Raw genomic sequence first — 14,257 nt, forward strand, 5'->3', positions numbered from 1 at the left:
GCGCCAAGCGCCGGGCCCCGCTCAGATAGCCGTCGCAGACTTCCGCGTGTGCCGGTGGTTACTCCTGCCACCACTCCGCGTCGTCGTCGCTCTTGGTGGAGCTGATCGGCTCGACCGCCGGCGTGGTGGGCACGGCCGGCTTCTCCGCGACCGGCGGAGCCGACAGGGCCGGCTTCGGCGGGGCCGCGGTGACGGGCGCCGGCTCCGGGTCGCCGCCCGGCAGGGGGGCGCCGCCGAGCAGCTGGCGGAGCTGGGCGAGGTGGCTGGTGATGCTGTCGCGCTGGCGGGTGAGCTCGTCGACCTGGCGCTGCATCGCCGTACGGGTGCGCTCGGCCTCGCTCTTTGCCTCGGTCACGATCGTGTCGGCGCTGGCCTTCGCGTCGGCCACCAGCTGGTCGGCGTTCTTACGGGCGTTGGCCAGCAGCTGCTTGGCGTGGGTGTCGGCCTCGCGGCGGGTCTGCTCCGCCTGCTGCGTGGCCTTGGCGGCCCGCTGCTCGGCGGTGGCGGCGCGCTGCTCGGCCTCGGCCACCAGCTTCTGGGTGTTGGCCTGGGCGGTGGCGTGCCGCTCGGCCTCCTGGCGCTCGGCCTCCTCGCGGCGGGCGGCGAGCTGGATCTCGAACTCCGCCTCGTCCTGGGCGCGCTTGGCCTCCGACTCCTCCAGGATCCGCTGCGCCTGGGCCCGCATCTCGTCCGCCTGGCGCTTGGCGGTGGTGAGCACCTCGTCGCGCTCGCGCTTGGTCGAGGCCCGCAGCTGGGCGACCTCGCGCTCCGTCGTGGTGCGCAGCTTGGCGATCTCGCGCTCGGCGTCCGCCCGCTTCTCCGCGACCTCGTGGTCCGCGGTGGCGCGGATCTTGGCGACCTCGCGCTCGGTGGTGGCGGTCAGCTCGTCGGCCTCGCGCCTGGCGGTCGAGCGGATCTCCTCCGCGTCGCGCTCGGCGCTGCTGCGCATCTCCTCGGCCTCACGCGCCGCGAGCGCCCGCTTCTCGGCCGCCTCGTTCTCCGCCGCCGCACGCAGGTCGGCGGCGTCCACCTTCGCGGCGGCGCGAATCTCGTTCGCCTCCGACCTGGCCGCCTGGACGAGCTCGGTGGCCTGCTCCTCCGCCAGCCTGAGCAGCTGCTCGATGCGGGCGCCGAGGCCGGAGTACGTCGGCCGCTCCTGCTCCTGCAGCTGGCGCTGGGAGTCGGACAGCTCCCGCTGGAGGGCGCTGACCTGTTCCTTCGCCTGACGCAGTTCGGTGTCGAGAGTCTTCAGGTGGTCGTGGACCTGGTGCCGGTCATAACCCCGGAGCACCACGTCGAATTCGCGAGATGGAGCGTCCTCGAAGAAGTTGTTGAGCTGGGCGTCGATGTCGGACTGCATGAGGCTCGATCCTGGTTGTCGAGACGGCTACAGGGGCCGGACGGGGGGTCGTTCCGAGGCGAGGAAGCCGGTGTGGCGTCCACGTCCGGTGGTACGCCAGCGTACTCCGGTACTGCCGCGTTGGAGGCCCCCTCCGACTTTCTGCGCGACTTGTTACGTATGAACGTTTCTTGCGTTTGTCTAGCGCCTGGACGTCTCGACGAGCTCGGTGAGAACCCCTCCCACGTCCTTGGGATGCAGGAACGCGATCGAGGCTCCCATCGACCCGTGCCTGGGCCGCTCGTCGATCAGGCGCACGCCCTTCGCCCCGATCTCCTCCAGGGCCCTGGTGACGTCCGCCACGCCGTACCCGATATGATGCACGCCCTCGCCCCGCTTGGCGAGGAACCTGCCCACGGCGGTGTCGGGGTGGAGCGGCTCGAGGAGCTGGACGTACGACGCGCCCTGGTCGCCGTCGGCCACGTGCAACATGGCCTCCCGGACGCCCTGCTCCTCGTTCACCTCGCGGCTGACGACGGTCAGGCCGAAGACGGACTCGTAGAACTCGATCTTCTCTTCCAGGTTGTGGCAGGCAACGCCCACGTGGTCGATCCGCAGCAGCATCGCCGTCTCCCTTCGCCGCGCCCGCTTCCGGGCGGCCGTACTACTCCTGGGTATGGTGACACCGTCGCCCCGATCTCGTAGTGGAGGGTCTCAATGTCTGGTTCCGTCATCGTCGCCGGAGCACGCACACCGATCGGACGGCTCCTCGGCTCGCTCTCCGATCTGTCCGCCGTCGAGCTGGGCGGGATCGCGATCAAGGCGGCGCTGGAGCGCGCGGGTGTCTCCCCCGACCAGGTCCAGTACGTGATCATGGGGCAGGTCCTCCAGGCCGGGGCCGGTCAGATCCCCTCGCGTCAGGCGGCGGTGAAGGCCGGCATTCCGATGACCGTTCCCTCCCTCACCATCAACAAGGTCTGCCTGTCCGGCCTGGACGCGATCGCGCTGGCCGACCAGCTCATCCGCGCGGGCGAGTTCGACGTCGTCGTCGCGGGCGGCATGGAGTCGATGACCAACGCGCCGCACCTGCTGCCCGGCCTGCGCAAGGGCGTGAAGTACGGCAGCGCCGGGATCCTGGACGCGACGGCCCACGACGGGCTCACCGACGCGTTCGACCAGATCGCGATGGGGGAGTCCACCGAGCGTCACAACGCCAGGCTCGGCCTGACCCGGCAGGAGCAGGACGAGTTCGCCGCGCGGTCGCACCAGCGCGCCGCCGAGGCGACGGAGAAGGGCCTGTTCGACGACGAGATCGTCCCGGTGCCGCTGCCGCAGCGTAAGGGGGCGGCGGGGCGTAGCCAAGGGGGGAAGACACAGGACGACCCCGTGTTGTTCTCCGCCGACGAGGGCATCCGCAAGGACACCACGGTCGAGGTCCTGTCGAAGCTGCGCCCGGCGTTCACCAAGGACGGCACGATCACGGCCGGATCGGCCTCGCAGATCTCCGACGGCGCCGTCGCCGTGGTCGTGATGTCGAAGGCCAAGGCCGAGGAGCTGGGCCTCGAATGGCTGGCCGAGATCGGCGCGCACGGCAACGTGGCCGGCCCGGACAACTCGCTCCAGTCCCAGCCCGCCAACGCCATCAAGCACGCGCTGGCCAAGCAGGGGCTGTCCGTCGGAGACCTCGACCTGCTGGAGATCAACGAGGCGTTCGCCCAGGTCGTGCTGCAGTCGGCGAAGGAGCTCGGCGTTCCGCTCGACAAGGTCAACGTCAACGGCGGCGGCATCGCGCTCGGCCACCCGATCGGCGCGTCCGGCGCCCGGATCGTGCTGACCCTGGCCCACGAGCTGAAGAGGCGCGGCGGTGGCCTCGGCGCGGCCGGCCTGTGCGGCGGCGGCGGCCAAGGTGACGCGCTGATCGTCCGGGTGCCCGCGCCCGGCGCCTGATCGGAGCCGTACGTGGACGTCCGTGAGCTCGTCGGGCAGGCGCGGCGGGGACGGCCGCGCGCGGTGGCGCGGTTGATCTCGCTGGTGGAGAACGCGGTGGACAACGCCGTGGACAACGCCGTGGAGAACGCGGCCGGCACCGCGGGTCATGCCGGGGGAGACCGGGCGGGGGCCCCGGCGGCGAGCCGCGCCCTGCGCGAGGCGATGGCCGAGCTGGCCACCGGCGCCGCCCGGCCGTACAGCGCCAGGGTCATCGGGCTGACGGGCTCTCCCGGCGTCGGCAAGTCGACCTCGACCGGCATGCTCATCCGGGCGTTCCGCAGACGCGGCAGCAGGGTGGGGGTGCTGGCGGTCGACCCGTCCAGCCCGTTCACCGGCGGCGCCCTGCTCGGCGATCGCGTCCGCATGCAGGACCACGCGACCGACCCCGGCGTCTTCATCCGCAGCATGTCGAGCCGGGGGCACCTCGGCGGGCTCGCGTGGGCCACGCCGCAGGCGCTTCGCGTGCTGGAGGCCGCCGGGTGCGACGTGATCCTGGTCGAGACGGTCGGCGTCGGGCAGGCCGAGGTGGACATCGCCCGCCTGGCCGACACGACCGTCGTCATCCTCGCCCCGGGCATGGGCGACGGCGTGCAGGCCGCCAAGGCGGGCATCCTCGAGGTCGCCGACGTCCTGGTGGTGAACAAGGCCGATCGCGACGGCGTCCAGGCGACCGTGCGGGAGCTGCGGAACATGACGGGCCTCGTCGAGGCGGCGTGGCGGCCCCCGATCGTCACGACCGTGGCCTCCAGGGGCGAGGGCGCCGACGACCTGCTGGCCGCGCTCGACAAGCACTATGCGTACCTGGAGGAGTCCGGCGAGGCCCGCAGGCGGCGGCTGGCCCGGGCCCGCGACGAGATCGAGGCCATCGCGCTGGCCCAGCTCCGGTCGCGCTTCGCCGTGCTTCACGGAGACCGCCTCGACGCGCTCGCCGAGCGGCTGCTCGGCGCCGAGACCGACCCCTACGCCGCCGCCGACGACCTCATCGCGGCGTTGCGCTGAGCCACCGGCCCGCGGCCCTGCCCGTACGGCTCTCGCCTCACGGCGGCCGACGGGTCAGGGGCCGACGGGTCAGGGGCCGGCGGGTCAGGGCTCGCCGGCGTACTTGACCGTGACCGTCGTGAAGCCGAGGGACTTCAGCATGCCCTCCAGCATGACCTTGGTGTTCTGGTCGGCCCGGGAGCGCAGGTCGCTCGCGGCCGCCGCCTCCGCGATCTTGCCTTCGGCCAGCACGTAGAGCTCCTGCTGGTTCTGCGGGGACGACGACAGGAAGTCGGAGATCCGGTCGAAGATGCCCCGCTCTTGCGCGAAGACGTACGACCGCTTGTTGTCGAGGTTGGGCTTCTCCAGTTCGGCGTGCGGCAGCCGTACCGTCACAGTCGTGCGGTCGGGGGAGACCGTGAAGGCGTCCTTGGGCAGGGTGGAGAAGTCGACGTAGGCGTCCACGTTCCCGGCTCCCACGAAGAGCGTCCGGGAGCCCTTGATCGCGTCGGGTACGAACTTCGCGTCCTTCTCCAGGTCGACGATGACCTGGAAGTTGCCGGTCGCGGCCTCGAACCGGCTCAGGTTCTGCACCGAACGGAGCAGCGCGGGGCCGCTGCGGTCGATGGTCTGCTCGCCCAGCGGGTTGAGCCAGGACCAGGTCAGCCGGGCGCCGACCACGAGCAGCAGGACCACGAACAGCAGGCCGGCGAGCACCCGCCAGCCGCGCCGGGAGCGGCGTGCGGGGGCCCCGGCGCTCGCCGTGGCGTCGGTGGCGGCGGCGCCGGAGTCGGCCGGCGCGAACGAGGGACGGGTCTGACGGTCCACGGCGGAAATCTTCCCGGTATTCCCGCCCTCTCACCCATCGCAAGATCGATTCCTTCGAGAAGCCCTGCTTCGGCCCTCCGAAATCCGCTTTCCGCCCCGCCCGGCCCCTGGGCCCGCGTCACGGGGCGGGGGCCAGGAGCGCGCCGGGTACGCCGGCCACACCGGGGTCCTCCTGCGTGTCCTCCCGGGGGTCCGCCCCGCGGGCGCCGGTGGCGTCGCCCGTGGCGGGCCGGGCACGGTCGGTGCGTCCGGCGTCGTGCCCGGGACGCCGGTCCTTCCCCGCGCCGCCGGGAGCGCCGCCGGGGACGCCGGCGGGGACGCCACCGGGGGCACGGCCGGAGGCGCCGCCGTGACCGGGGACGCGCTCCGGCCGGGCGCGACGTTCACTCCGGGCGTCGTCCGCGCCCTGGCCGCCGTCGCCGTGAAGCCCCCCTGTCCGGCCGGGGCCGCCCTGCCCCCATGGCCGCCCACGGTCCGGCACGTTCCCGCCCTGCGCCGCCGGACCTCCGGGCCGGAGGCGGCCGGGCTGGGCAGCGCCGGGCGTGACCGGGACGGGGGACGGGTTCGCGCCGGGCTCACCCGGCCGATCGGGGGACGCCGGGTCCCCGGGCCTGCCGGTCCTTCCGGGCCGCCAGGGGTGCGGCGACCGCCCCCGGCCGCGGGACCAGGGGACGTCTCTCCGGGCGCCTGCGCCGCCCGGCATGTCCCACGACCCCGGACCACCCTGGCCCATCGGCCCCTGGCCGCCCGTCGGACCCGCCGGACCCTGACCCGTCGGACCCTGACCCGCCGGACCCTGGCCCGCGGGGCTCGCGGCGGGAGGAGACGGCCACGCCGGGACGGACGGGCTCGGGCCGGTCCACCCCATCCCGGCTCCGCCGGCGCCCGGGTCCGCGCTCGGCTCCCAGCCGGGCTCCGGGCCGACCGGCACGCCGGTGGCGACGGCCGTGCCCGGATAGGTCGGCTCGACCGGATAGTTCGGCGCGTACGTGGGGGTGGGGCTCGCCGGATAACCCGTCGCCACGGGGCCGGCGGGCTGGGAGCCGCCGCCGAAGTGCCTGCCCTGCAGCCCGCAGGAGACGAAGTCGGAGTAGAACATGCGCAGCCAGTCGCGCCGCTGGGCCTCGGTCAGTTCGGAGAACCACACGGAGGCCTGGTGGTGCTCGCGCAGCGGCCCGCCGGGCAGCGAGACGCCCCGCAGCCAGGCGACGACGATGCTCCGGTAGCCCGCGGCCGCGGTTCCCGGGCAGGGGCGGGCCAGGCGGTCGAGGAACTCGGTGGCCGCCCGCTGGGCGTACCCGGACCCGAGGTCGTCGACGTGGACGACGACCACGTCCGGCCCTGCCGGGCCCTCCTCGCCGTACGCCCGTTGCTCCACCCGGTGGAAGGCGGCCGGTGTCCCGTTCAGGCGCATCGCGAGCGCGGTGAACACGCCGGCGAGCTCCGCCAGACCCCCGCGCAGCGCCGGATGCACGCACACGGTGATCGGCCATTCCTGACACACCAGGCGCTCGCTCACGGGCATCGTCCGCGGCACGGTGACGAGCCTGGCCGCGCCGGTCCCCGCGGCCAGGACGGCGATCACCGCGGCGGCCAGCGCCAGCGTCCGCCGGGTCACCAGGGCCACCCAGCCGAGCAGCAGCGCGGTGCTGAGGCCCAGCAGCCAGAGCGTCTGGTCCGTGTACGCGGTCTCGCTGACGCCCGCGATCAGCTCGTACGGCTTCCCCGTGGCGGGGGTGAGCCGGTCGGCCCAGTTGGGCCCGGCGGCCAGCCAGGTGAACAGCCCGTACGTGCCGGCGCCCGCGATCAGCGGGACGACGACGACCGGCACGAGCCAGCCCAGGATCCAGCCGACCACGACGTACAGCCCCAGCCCGGCGACGGACATGGCGAGGCCGCCGGGCAGCAGCGGCCCGCCCTGCCCGGTCAGCGCGGCGCGCAGCCCGAGCAGCAGCACGGTCGCGCCGAAGGAGCCGGTGACGACCGCGATGATCGACAGCGGTGCGCGTGCGGCCCGCCACGGCGTCAGGACGCGGCCCCGCTCGGCGCGGCGCCTGCGGAACGCGACCCAGGCCGCGAACGCGGCTCCGAGCGGTCCCGTCAGGCGCAGCGAGCCGATGACGGCCGCCACTATGTCATCCCAGTCCATGAAACCGGGAATGAGGACGCTCCACGCGGCGACGAGCGCCAGCACGAGCAGCACGGTCGCCGCGACCAGCGCGCCGTGCCTCAGCTCACCGCGTGAACCGCCCCTATGCTCACCCACAACAGGGCGCGGCACATGGCCGCGCCGCCGAAGTCCGGCGCGCATGCGGCGCCGGGACAGCGATGCTGTCCATTGAGAATCTCCCCCGTGTCTGTGTGAGCGGTGCGCGAACCGACGCCGTTCCCCGTGGCGCTGGTTCGCCGGCCGGCCTCGCCTCGCCCGCCGTCGGACGCGTCCCCCGCGGACCCCCCTTGCCCCGGCGGGACCACCCCGGTCACCCGGGCGGCCGCGCGAGGCAAGATCCGCGAGACGTCCTCTAGCAGACGGGGTTCCCCGTGCCGCCGGGTTTGCCGCCGCCTCACCTTTCGACGTGGCAACCATAACGGAGCGTGACCCTCACGGGGGGAGTTCTGGGGTCAAGGAATGAATCCGGTTACGCTCGGTGCGCCGGTCGATCTTGGTCGGCGTCGCGCTACCGTATATCGCTGTGTCCGTTCCGCCCAGCTCAGAACCGCCGCCCACGGGTGGCCCCCGGCCGCTCAAGCTCCCGTTCGACCCGATCGAGCGGGCGGCCGAGACCTGGCGTTCGACGTTCGGGCCGTCGTCCGCCATGGCCGCCGTCACTTCGATCATGAGAGCCCATCAGATCCTGCTGGCGCAACTGGACACGCTGCTCAAGCCGTACGACCTGACCTTCGCCAGGTACGAGGCCCTCGTGCTGCTCACGTTCAGCCGGGCCGGGTCGCTGCCGCTGTCGAAGATCGGCGAGCGGCTGATGGTGCATCCGACGAGCGTGACGAACACGGTGGACCGCCTCGAACGGGCCGGCCTGGTCCGCCGCATGCGCAACCCGCGGGACGGCCGCGGCGTGCTCGCCGAGATCACCGACGAGGGCCGGGACATCGTACGGCGGGCCACGGCCGACCTGATGGACGCGGGTTTCTGCATGGGCATGTACGACGAGGCCGAGCTCGGCGAGATGTTCGGCCTGCTCAAGACCCTGCGCGTCGCCGCGGGGGACTTCAGCCCCTGACGCGGTCCTTCGCCAGCATCGCGAACGAGCCCCGGACGAGGGCCAGCAGTTCGGGCGCGGCCGCGGTCTCGTCCAGCGCGGAGCGGGGGTCGCTCGTCAGCGCGGTCACCACGTACGTCCTGCCCGCGGCGTCACGGGCGAGGAAGCCCATGGCGAGCACGCCGGGCTCGGAGCCGCCCTTGTACCAGACGGTGGGCCAGGACTTGGCGTCGAGCCGCAGCCCGGCGTCGTTGGCCGACATGGCCTCGTGGAGAGGCGGCGTGTTCAGCGCGGACAGGCCCGCGAAGGCGCGGCAGACGTCGCCGGGCGAGGCGAACCACTCCAGCCTGTCGATGTCCCTGGGCTTGTTCCACGCCTTCACCGCGGTCAGGGGCGTACGCGCGACGGTGGTGGCGAGATAGCGGTACCGCCCGGAACGGCCGAGCGACAGGTACTTCTTCGCGAGGCGGGGGTGGTCCGCGCCCTTGAGGAGGAAGAGCTCCCTGGTTGTGAGGAACGGCCGGTTCAGCGACGCGTGACGGGACCACTTGCTCATCTGGGTCTCCACCCTCGCGCGGCCGGCCTTGTCGATCAGCAGATCGGCGCCCGTGTTGTCGCTGATCGAGATCATCAGCTTGGCCGCCTCCCGTACGGAGACCGTGCTGTTGTCGGGACGGTCCTGGAGCGTGCCGCTGGGCAGGCTCTTCAGCCCGGGCCGGATGGTCAGGGGCGTGTCCCAGGAGAGCCGGCCCTTCTTGACCTGCTCGGCCGTCGCGCCCAGCACGTACAGCTTGAACATGGAACCGAGCGGCCGGGGGGTGTCCGGCGCGAGGGTGTGCACGGGACGGCAGGCGCCGTTCCCGCGGACCTCGGCCGCCAGGAATCCCACCCGGGGCGCGAGCGCACGCAGCCGCTTGTCCAGTTCGGCCCAGCTGCCCGGTGCCGGACGCTGTTCGAGGGTGAACCCGAGGCCGTCGATCCTGCCGTCGCCGTCGACGGACATGGTGATCTGGAGCCGCCCCTGCCCGGTGGTCACCAGGCCGGACAGGGAGGTGGGTGTGGCCTCGGACAGCGACTCGAGCCGCAGCCCGCCCAGGCTCTTCAGGACCTCGTTGAGCTGGGCCGGGGGAACCTGCGCGAGGAAGCCGGCGCTGAAGCGCGCCCTGATCTGGTCCTCGGGGATCGGGAGGGCCGCGGCCGCCGTCAGGAGCCAGCGCAGCTGCCCGCCCACCGGCGAGTCCGGAATCTCCGGTGTGCCGGAGGGAGCGGGAGTGGGCGCCGCGGTGGTGCCGGCGGCGGTGGCAGCCGCGGCGGCGGGGGCGGCGGTGGCCGCCACGGCGAGCGCCAGTGCCGCGCTCATGAGGGGAATCATCCTGCTGCGCATCGATCTCGGCGCGATCGGCACGAGAAAGCTCCTTCGGTAGGGGATCCGGTGCCCAAGGTGCCGTCGGCGGTTCGCCGTGGCGGCGGGCGTCCACGTGATCTCACGCTAACGATCACCGCGCGGTCCCGGCAGCCGGCCGGCCCCCGGCTCGGGGCTGCGGGGAGCCGCACCGAATGTGAGGACAACCTCATAGACGGCGGACGCGCCGGCCCGCCACGATGCCTGGCATGAAGTCCACGGCAGCGGCCCGGCCGCTCGCGGCGGGCATGGCCGCCGTCGCCGCCGCCGGGATCGTCGCCGGCGCGCTGCTCGAGACGGGGCTGCCGGCCCCCGCGTCACAGTGGGCGTTCCTGGTGATCGCCCTGCTCCTGCCCGCCCTCGGCTGGCTGATCGCCGCGCGGCGGCCGGACAACGCCTACGGCTGGCTGCTTCTGGCGGCCGCGGACTGTATGGGGCTGGGCGGGCTCGGGGTCGGCCTGCTGATCCGGCTCGGCCCGGAGCCGCACCAGCCGGTCGTCGTCGCCGCCGTGCTGAGCTCGCTGTTCCCGGTCTTCTATGGCCTGTCGTGGGTGTTCGTGCCGCTCCTGTTCCCCGACGGCAGGCTGCCGTCACGGCGCTGGCGCGTCGTCGCGGTCACCGGGGCCGCGGCGGTCGCCGCGCACTGGCTGGGCGTGCTGTTCCTGCCCGGCGGTTACCCGGGCGGGATCACGCACGCCAACCCCCTCGCGCTGCGGGGACCGCTCGGCGTCGTCGCCGGGTTGCTCACGCTGGTGGGCCAGGTCGTCACCTTCCTGCTGGCGCTGGTCGTGCTGGGGAGCCTCCTCGCCCGGCTGCGGCGCAGCCGCCCGCCCGAGCGGGGCCGGCTCGGCTGGATGGTGGCGGGCCTGCTCGCCAACCTCGGCGCCTTCGTCGTGATCGCGCTCGCGGGGGCCTCGGAGACGTACGACGCCGCCGACGCCGTCGGGGTGCTGGGCGTGGTGGGGGCGCTGCCCGCCGCCATCGGCGCCGCCGTGCTGCGGCACAACCTGCTCGACATCCGGGTCGGGGTGCGGGGCTCTCGCCTGTATCTCGTGTTCGACGTCCGCCCGACGGTCGACGAACTGCTGTCCCGCCTCGGACCCGAGCTGGAGGAGGCCGAGCCGGTCGAGCAGCTCGGCAGGCTGGCGCAGGCGGTGCGGACGGGCCTGGACGCCCGCTGGGCCGCAGTGGAGCTGGCGGACGGCACCCGCGTCGTGGCGGGGGAGGAGCGGGGCGACGCCGTGCTCACGGTCCCGGCCGGGCTGGGGCGCATCACCTGCGGGCCCAAGGCGGCGGGGCGGCTGACCCGCGACGACCGGCGGCTGCTCGCCGCCCTCGCCGTGCCGGTCGGGCTCGCCATCCGCAGCGCGGCGCTCGCCGCCCGGCTCGTGAACGCCCAGGAGGCCGAGCGGCGGCGGATCGAGCGCAACATCCATGACGGCGCGCAGCAGCAGCTCGTGGCGCTGATCGCGGGGCTGGAGCTGGCCCGCGCGACGGGTGGCGGGGCCGAGTCCCTGGCCCTGCTGCGGGAACAGGCCCGCCAGGCGCTGGCGGACCTGCGGGAGCTCGCGGCCGGGATCCATCCCTCCGTGCTGAGCCAGGGCGGTCTGGTGGAGGCCGTGGAGGGACGCTGCTCGGGCCTGCCGGTCGCGACCACCGTGACGGCCGACCCGGCCCTGCGCACCCGCAGGTTCCCGGACGAGATCGAGGGAGCGATGTATTTCGTGGTCAGCGAGGCGATCGCCAACGCGCTCAAGCACGCGGGGGCGTCGCGGATCGAGGTGCGGCTCCGGCACGAGGGCGGCCGGCTCCAGGCGTCCGTCACCGACGACGGGACGGGGTTCGATCCCCGGGCCGTGGCACGCCGCGGGCTGGCCACGCTGGCCGACCGCATGGCGGCGCTCGGCGGAGGTCTGGAGACGACGGCCGGACCCGGAGAGGGAACGCGGGTGCGCGCCTGGGTGACCGCCGATGCCTGAACGTCCCTCCGCGGAGCCCGCCGCCGAAAGGGAACCGCGCAGGCTGCGCGCCCTGGTCGCCGACGACCACTACCTCGTACGGGAGGGCACCCGGCAGTTGCTGGAGAGCTCGGGGGAGGTCGCGGTCGTCGGGGCGCCGGGGAGCGCCGCGGAGCTGGTCGACGCGGCCAGGCGGCTCGGTCCCGACGTGATCGTCACCGACATCCGCATGCCGGGCGAGGGCTGGCGTCCGGGGTTCGAGGGGATCGACGCCGCCCACCGGATCCGCGCGGAGGCTCCCCGCGTCGGCGTCGTCGTGCTGTCGCAGTACGCCGACTCGATCTACGCGTTCGAACTGTTCAAGGACGGCACGGAAGGTCTCGCGTACCTGCTGAAGGACCGGGTGGGGGACCTCGACGAGCTGCTCGGCGCGATCCGCTCGGTCGCCGCGGGCGGCTCGGTCATCGACCCCAAGGTGGTGGAGGGGCTGCTGGCGCGCCGCGCCGTACGAGGAGAGCGGGAGGCGTTCACGCCCCGCGAGCGTGACGTGCTGCGCGAGATGGCACGGGGCAGGTCCAACGGCGGCATCGCGCGGGCGCTGTCCCTGTCGATCTCCGCCGTGGAGAAGAACGTGAATTCGATCTTCCTGAAGCTGGGGCTGGAAGCCAGCCCGGACATCCACCGCCGGGTCGCCGCGGTCCTCGCCTATCTCGGCGGTTCGTGATCGGCTCCGACCGGGTGGGCCGGTGGCGCACCACCGCGTGGGGTGCGCCACCGGCAGGCAGGGCTAACGGCCGACGGCGCGCAGGGCGTCGACGATGCCCCTGCCGTAGAAGCCGTTGTCGTCGGCGGCGCCCTCACAGGTGTGCGTGGCGGTCGCCGTGGTGCCGTCCGGCAGGTGGCGGGTGTAGGTGTAGGCGGGCGGGTTCGGGCAGGGCGTCCTGGTGGCCGTGCCCTTGAGGATCGCCTCGACCTTGCCGGGGTCCATCGTCAGGCCGCCGCGGGCGCGGTCGCGCTGGCCGTACCGGCTGACGATCAGCGCCGCGACGCCGGCCGCGCGCGGCGAGGCCATCGAAGTGCCCTGCAGGTACTGGTAGTAGGCGCAGACCGAGCCCTTGCAGTCCTTCACCACGTACGGCACCGTCGGGTCGCCGTTCTCGTCGATCTCCTCGTTGGCGACGGCGAGCGCCTTGGGATAGGCCGAGAGCGTGGCCTTGGTGATGTCCCTCGTGTTGCCGGGGGTGTCGTAGACGTCGCCACCGGGCGAGGCCACGTCGACGTAGCCGTTGCCGTAGCTCGAGTAGTAGGCCTTCCGCTTGCTGATCCCGGTCGAGGAGACCGCGATCACGTGCTCGGACTCGTTCGGCAGCGAGACGCAGGACGGGGGAATGGTCCGGGTCCGCTCCGTCTGCTGGCCGGGGAAGGTGGCGTAGTCGGGGCTGCCGCCGTCGACGTTCGTCTTGGTGTAGTCGATCGCCTCGTTGCCCGCCGCGCTGACGAGCGTCACGCCGCGCGCGTGGGCGTAGTCGATCGCCCGCTGGGTGGCGGCGATGTACAGCCGCTGCTGGGCCTGCTCCTCGGGGCTGTCGGCCGGGTTGTCGGCGCAGTTGAACAGCCACGGGTCGATGTAGTAGCTCATGTTGACCACGTCGACGCCGATGTCGCCCGCGTAGGTGAGGGCGTCGACGGTGGGCTGGAGGAAGAAGTAGCCCGAGTCCTGGCCGGCCCGCAGGTTCACGATCGTCACCTTCGGCGCGACGCCCGAGACGCCCAGCTTGTTGATGGGCGAGGCGATCGACGAGGCGACGTGGGTGCCGTGGCCGTCCTCGTCCACGTCGTTCGGGTCGGTGCAGGAGCCGTCGGGGTCCTCCTCACACGGCCCGTCGATGGGGGTGCCGTTCGCGTCGGCGGGCAGGTCGACGGTGAAGTTCCGGCTCAGCCTGCGGTCGAAGTTCGGCGCGATGTCGGGGTGCGAGCCGTCGACGCCGGTGTCGAGGATGCCGACGAGAACGCCCTTGTCCCCCTGCTCGTACCTGTGGGCCTGGTCCGCGTGGATCTGCTTCATGTCCCACTGCAGGTCGGCCAGCGGCTCGTCCTTGACGTTGCGACCCCACTTGGGGCCCGTGGCGCCGCCCCGGCCCTCCTTCTCCACCGCCTTGTTCTTGGCCGCCTGCGTCACGGCCTTCCTCGCGGCGGCGGACGCCTTCGCGTCGTCCGGCGCGGTGCCGATCACCTGGTTGCGCGCGACCCCTTCGATGGCCGCCGAGCCCTGCAGCGCGTTCGCGAAGTCGGGGTTGGCGGTGCTGACCGTGGCCAGCCCGACCTGCGTGTTCACCTTGACGACGCTGCCGCCGGCCGCTTCGATCGCCTTCTGGGCGTCCGCCGCGGCCGCGCCTTCCTTGTACAGAACCACGTATTCGGTCTGGGACGCCGCTCCGGCGGCCGCGGGTACGGCCTGCGCGGGTGGGGCGAGGGTTGCCGCCACCATCGCCGCGGTCGCGGCGACGACTGTCAAGCGCTTCACATCCACCTCCGTGTGGACTTC

11 protein-coding genes are annotated in these 14,257 nt (G+C 73.3%); 5 read left to right on the forward strand and 6 right to left on the reverse strand.

Features of this window, described 5'->3' with window-relative positions:
• Positions 1-58: 58 nt before the first annotated feature.
• Positions 59-1,360, reverse strand: coding sequence for a DivIVA domain-containing protein (locus AAH991_RS13760; protein ID WP_346226181.1), 1,302 nt, complete (start codon positions 1,358-1,360; stop codon positions 59-61).
• Positions 1,361-1,540: 180 nt separating this feature from the next.
• Positions 1,541-1,963 (reverse strand): methylmalonyl-CoA epimerase, encoded by a 423-nt coding sequence (mce, locus tag AAH991_RS13765; RefSeq protein WP_346226182.1) that lies wholly within the window; start codon positions 1,961-1,963, stop codon positions 1,541-1,543.
• Between the two features lie 93 nt (positions 1,964-2,056).
• On the opposite strand from mce, the gene AAH991_RS13770 reads away from it, so the two are divergent.
• Together AAH991_RS13770 and meaB are read left to right on the forward strand one after the other, a co-directional pair.
• On the forward strand, positions 2,057-3,286 hold the full coding sequence (locus AAH991_RS13770) for an acetyl-CoA C-acetyltransferase (protein ID WP_346226183.1): 1,230 nt from the start codon (positions 2,057-2,059) through the stop codon (positions 3,284-3,286).
• Positions 3,287-3,298: 12 nt separating this feature from the next.
• Positions 3,299-4,327, forward strand: coding sequence for a methylmalonyl Co-A mutase-associated GTPase MeaB (meaB, locus tag AAH991_RS13775; RefSeq protein WP_346226184.1), 1,029 nt, complete (start codon positions 3,299-3,301; stop codon positions 4,325-4,327).
• A gap of 84 nt (positions 4,328-4,411) precedes the next feature.
• Here the strand turns inward: meaB and AAH991_RS13780 are convergent, their stop codons facing one another.
• Together AAH991_RS13780 and AAH991_RS13785 are read right to left on the reverse strand one after the other, a co-directional pair.
• A complete protein-coding gene (locus AAH991_RS13780; protein WP_346226185.1) occupies positions 4,412-5,134 on the reverse strand; it encodes a DUF4230 domain-containing protein in 723 nt (240 codons plus the stop codon).
• A gap of 118 nt (positions 5,135-5,252) precedes the next feature.
• Positions 5,253-7,400 (reverse strand): hypothetical protein, encoded by a 2,148-nt coding sequence (locus AAH991_RS13785; RefSeq protein ID WP_346226186.1) that lies wholly within the window; start codon positions 7,398-7,400, stop codon positions 5,253-5,255.
• A gap of 427 nt (positions 7,401-7,827) precedes the next feature.
• On the opposite strand from AAH991_RS13785, the gene AAH991_RS13790 reads away from it, so the two are divergent.
• Entirely contained in the window at positions 7,828-8,373 is a 546-nt protein-coding gene (locus AAH991_RS13790) for a MarR family winged helix-turn-helix transcriptional regulator (RefSeq protein ID WP_346226187.1), read from the forward strand.
• Here the strand turns inward: AAH991_RS13790 and AAH991_RS13795 are convergent.
• Complete coding sequence (locus AAH991_RS13795) at positions 8,363-9,712, reverse strand: serine hydrolase (protein WP_346226188.1); 1,350 nt, start codon at positions 9,710-9,712, stop codon at positions 8,363-8,365. The genes AAH991_RS13790 and AAH991_RS13795 overlap by 11 nt on opposite strands.
• Positions 9,713-9,963: 251 nt before the next feature.
• Between AAH991_RS13795 and AAH991_RS13800 the strand changes: the two genes are divergently transcribed.
• Together AAH991_RS13800 and AAH991_RS13805 are read left to right on the forward strand one after the other, a co-directional pair.
• Positions 9,964-11,733, forward strand: a complete 1,770-nt coding sequence (locus tag AAH991_RS13800) for a sensor histidine kinase (protein ID WP_346226189.1) — start codon at positions 9,964-9,966, stop codon at positions 11,731-11,733.
• Positions 11,726-12,436: a response regulator transcription factor gene (locus AAH991_RS13805; RefSeq protein ID WP_346226190.1), complete on the forward strand. Its 711-nt coding sequence runs from the start codon at positions 11,726-11,728 to the stop codon at positions 12,434-12,436. The genes AAH991_RS13800 and AAH991_RS13805 overlap by 8 nt, the downstream gene beginning before the upstream one ends.
• Before the next feature lie 63 nt (positions 12,437-12,499).
• Here AAH991_RS13805 and AAH991_RS13810 read toward each other — a convergent pair whose 3' ends face one another.
• Positions 12,500-14,236, reverse strand: coding sequence for a S8 family peptidase (locus AAH991_RS13810; RefSeq protein WP_346226191.1), 1,737 nt, complete (start codon positions 14,234-14,236; stop codon positions 12,500-12,502).
• Between the last annotated feature and the right edge of the window lie 21 nt (positions 14,237-14,257).

The organism is Microbispora sp. ZYX-F-249, assembly GCF_039649665.1.
Taxonomy (GTDB): Bacteria; Actinomycetota; Actinomycetes; order Streptosporangiales; family Streptosporangiaceae; genus Microbispora; species Microbispora maris.

What these genes read in the sequence shown, in the direction of transcription:
- AAH991_RS13760 (WP_346226181.1), bottom strand. Translation starts at nt 1,360, where the DNA reads ATGCAGTCCGACATCGACGCCCAGCTCAACAACTTCTTCGAGGACGCT.
- mce (WP_346226182.1), bottom strand. Translation starts at nt 1,963, where the DNA reads ATGCTGCTGCGGATCGACCACGTGGGCGTTGCCTGCCACAACCTGGAA.
- AAH991_RS13770 (WP_346226183.1), top strand. Translation starts at nt 2,057, where the DNA reads ATGTCTGGTTCCGTCATCGTCGCCGGAGCACGCACACCGATCGGACGG.
- AAH991_RS13795 (WP_346226188.1), bottom strand. Translation starts at nt 9,712, where the DNA reads ATGAGCGCGGCACTGGCGCTCGCCGTGGCGGCCACCGCCGCCCCCGCC.
- AAH991_RS13800 (WP_346226189.1), top strand. Translation starts at nt 9,964, where the DNA reads ATGAAGTCCACGGCAGCGGCCCGGCCGCTCGCGGCGGGCATGGCCGCC.
- AAH991_RS13805 (WP_346226190.1), top strand. Translation starts at nt 11,726, where the DNA reads ATGCCTGAACGTCCCTCCGCGGAGCCCGCCGCCGAAAGGGAACCGCGC.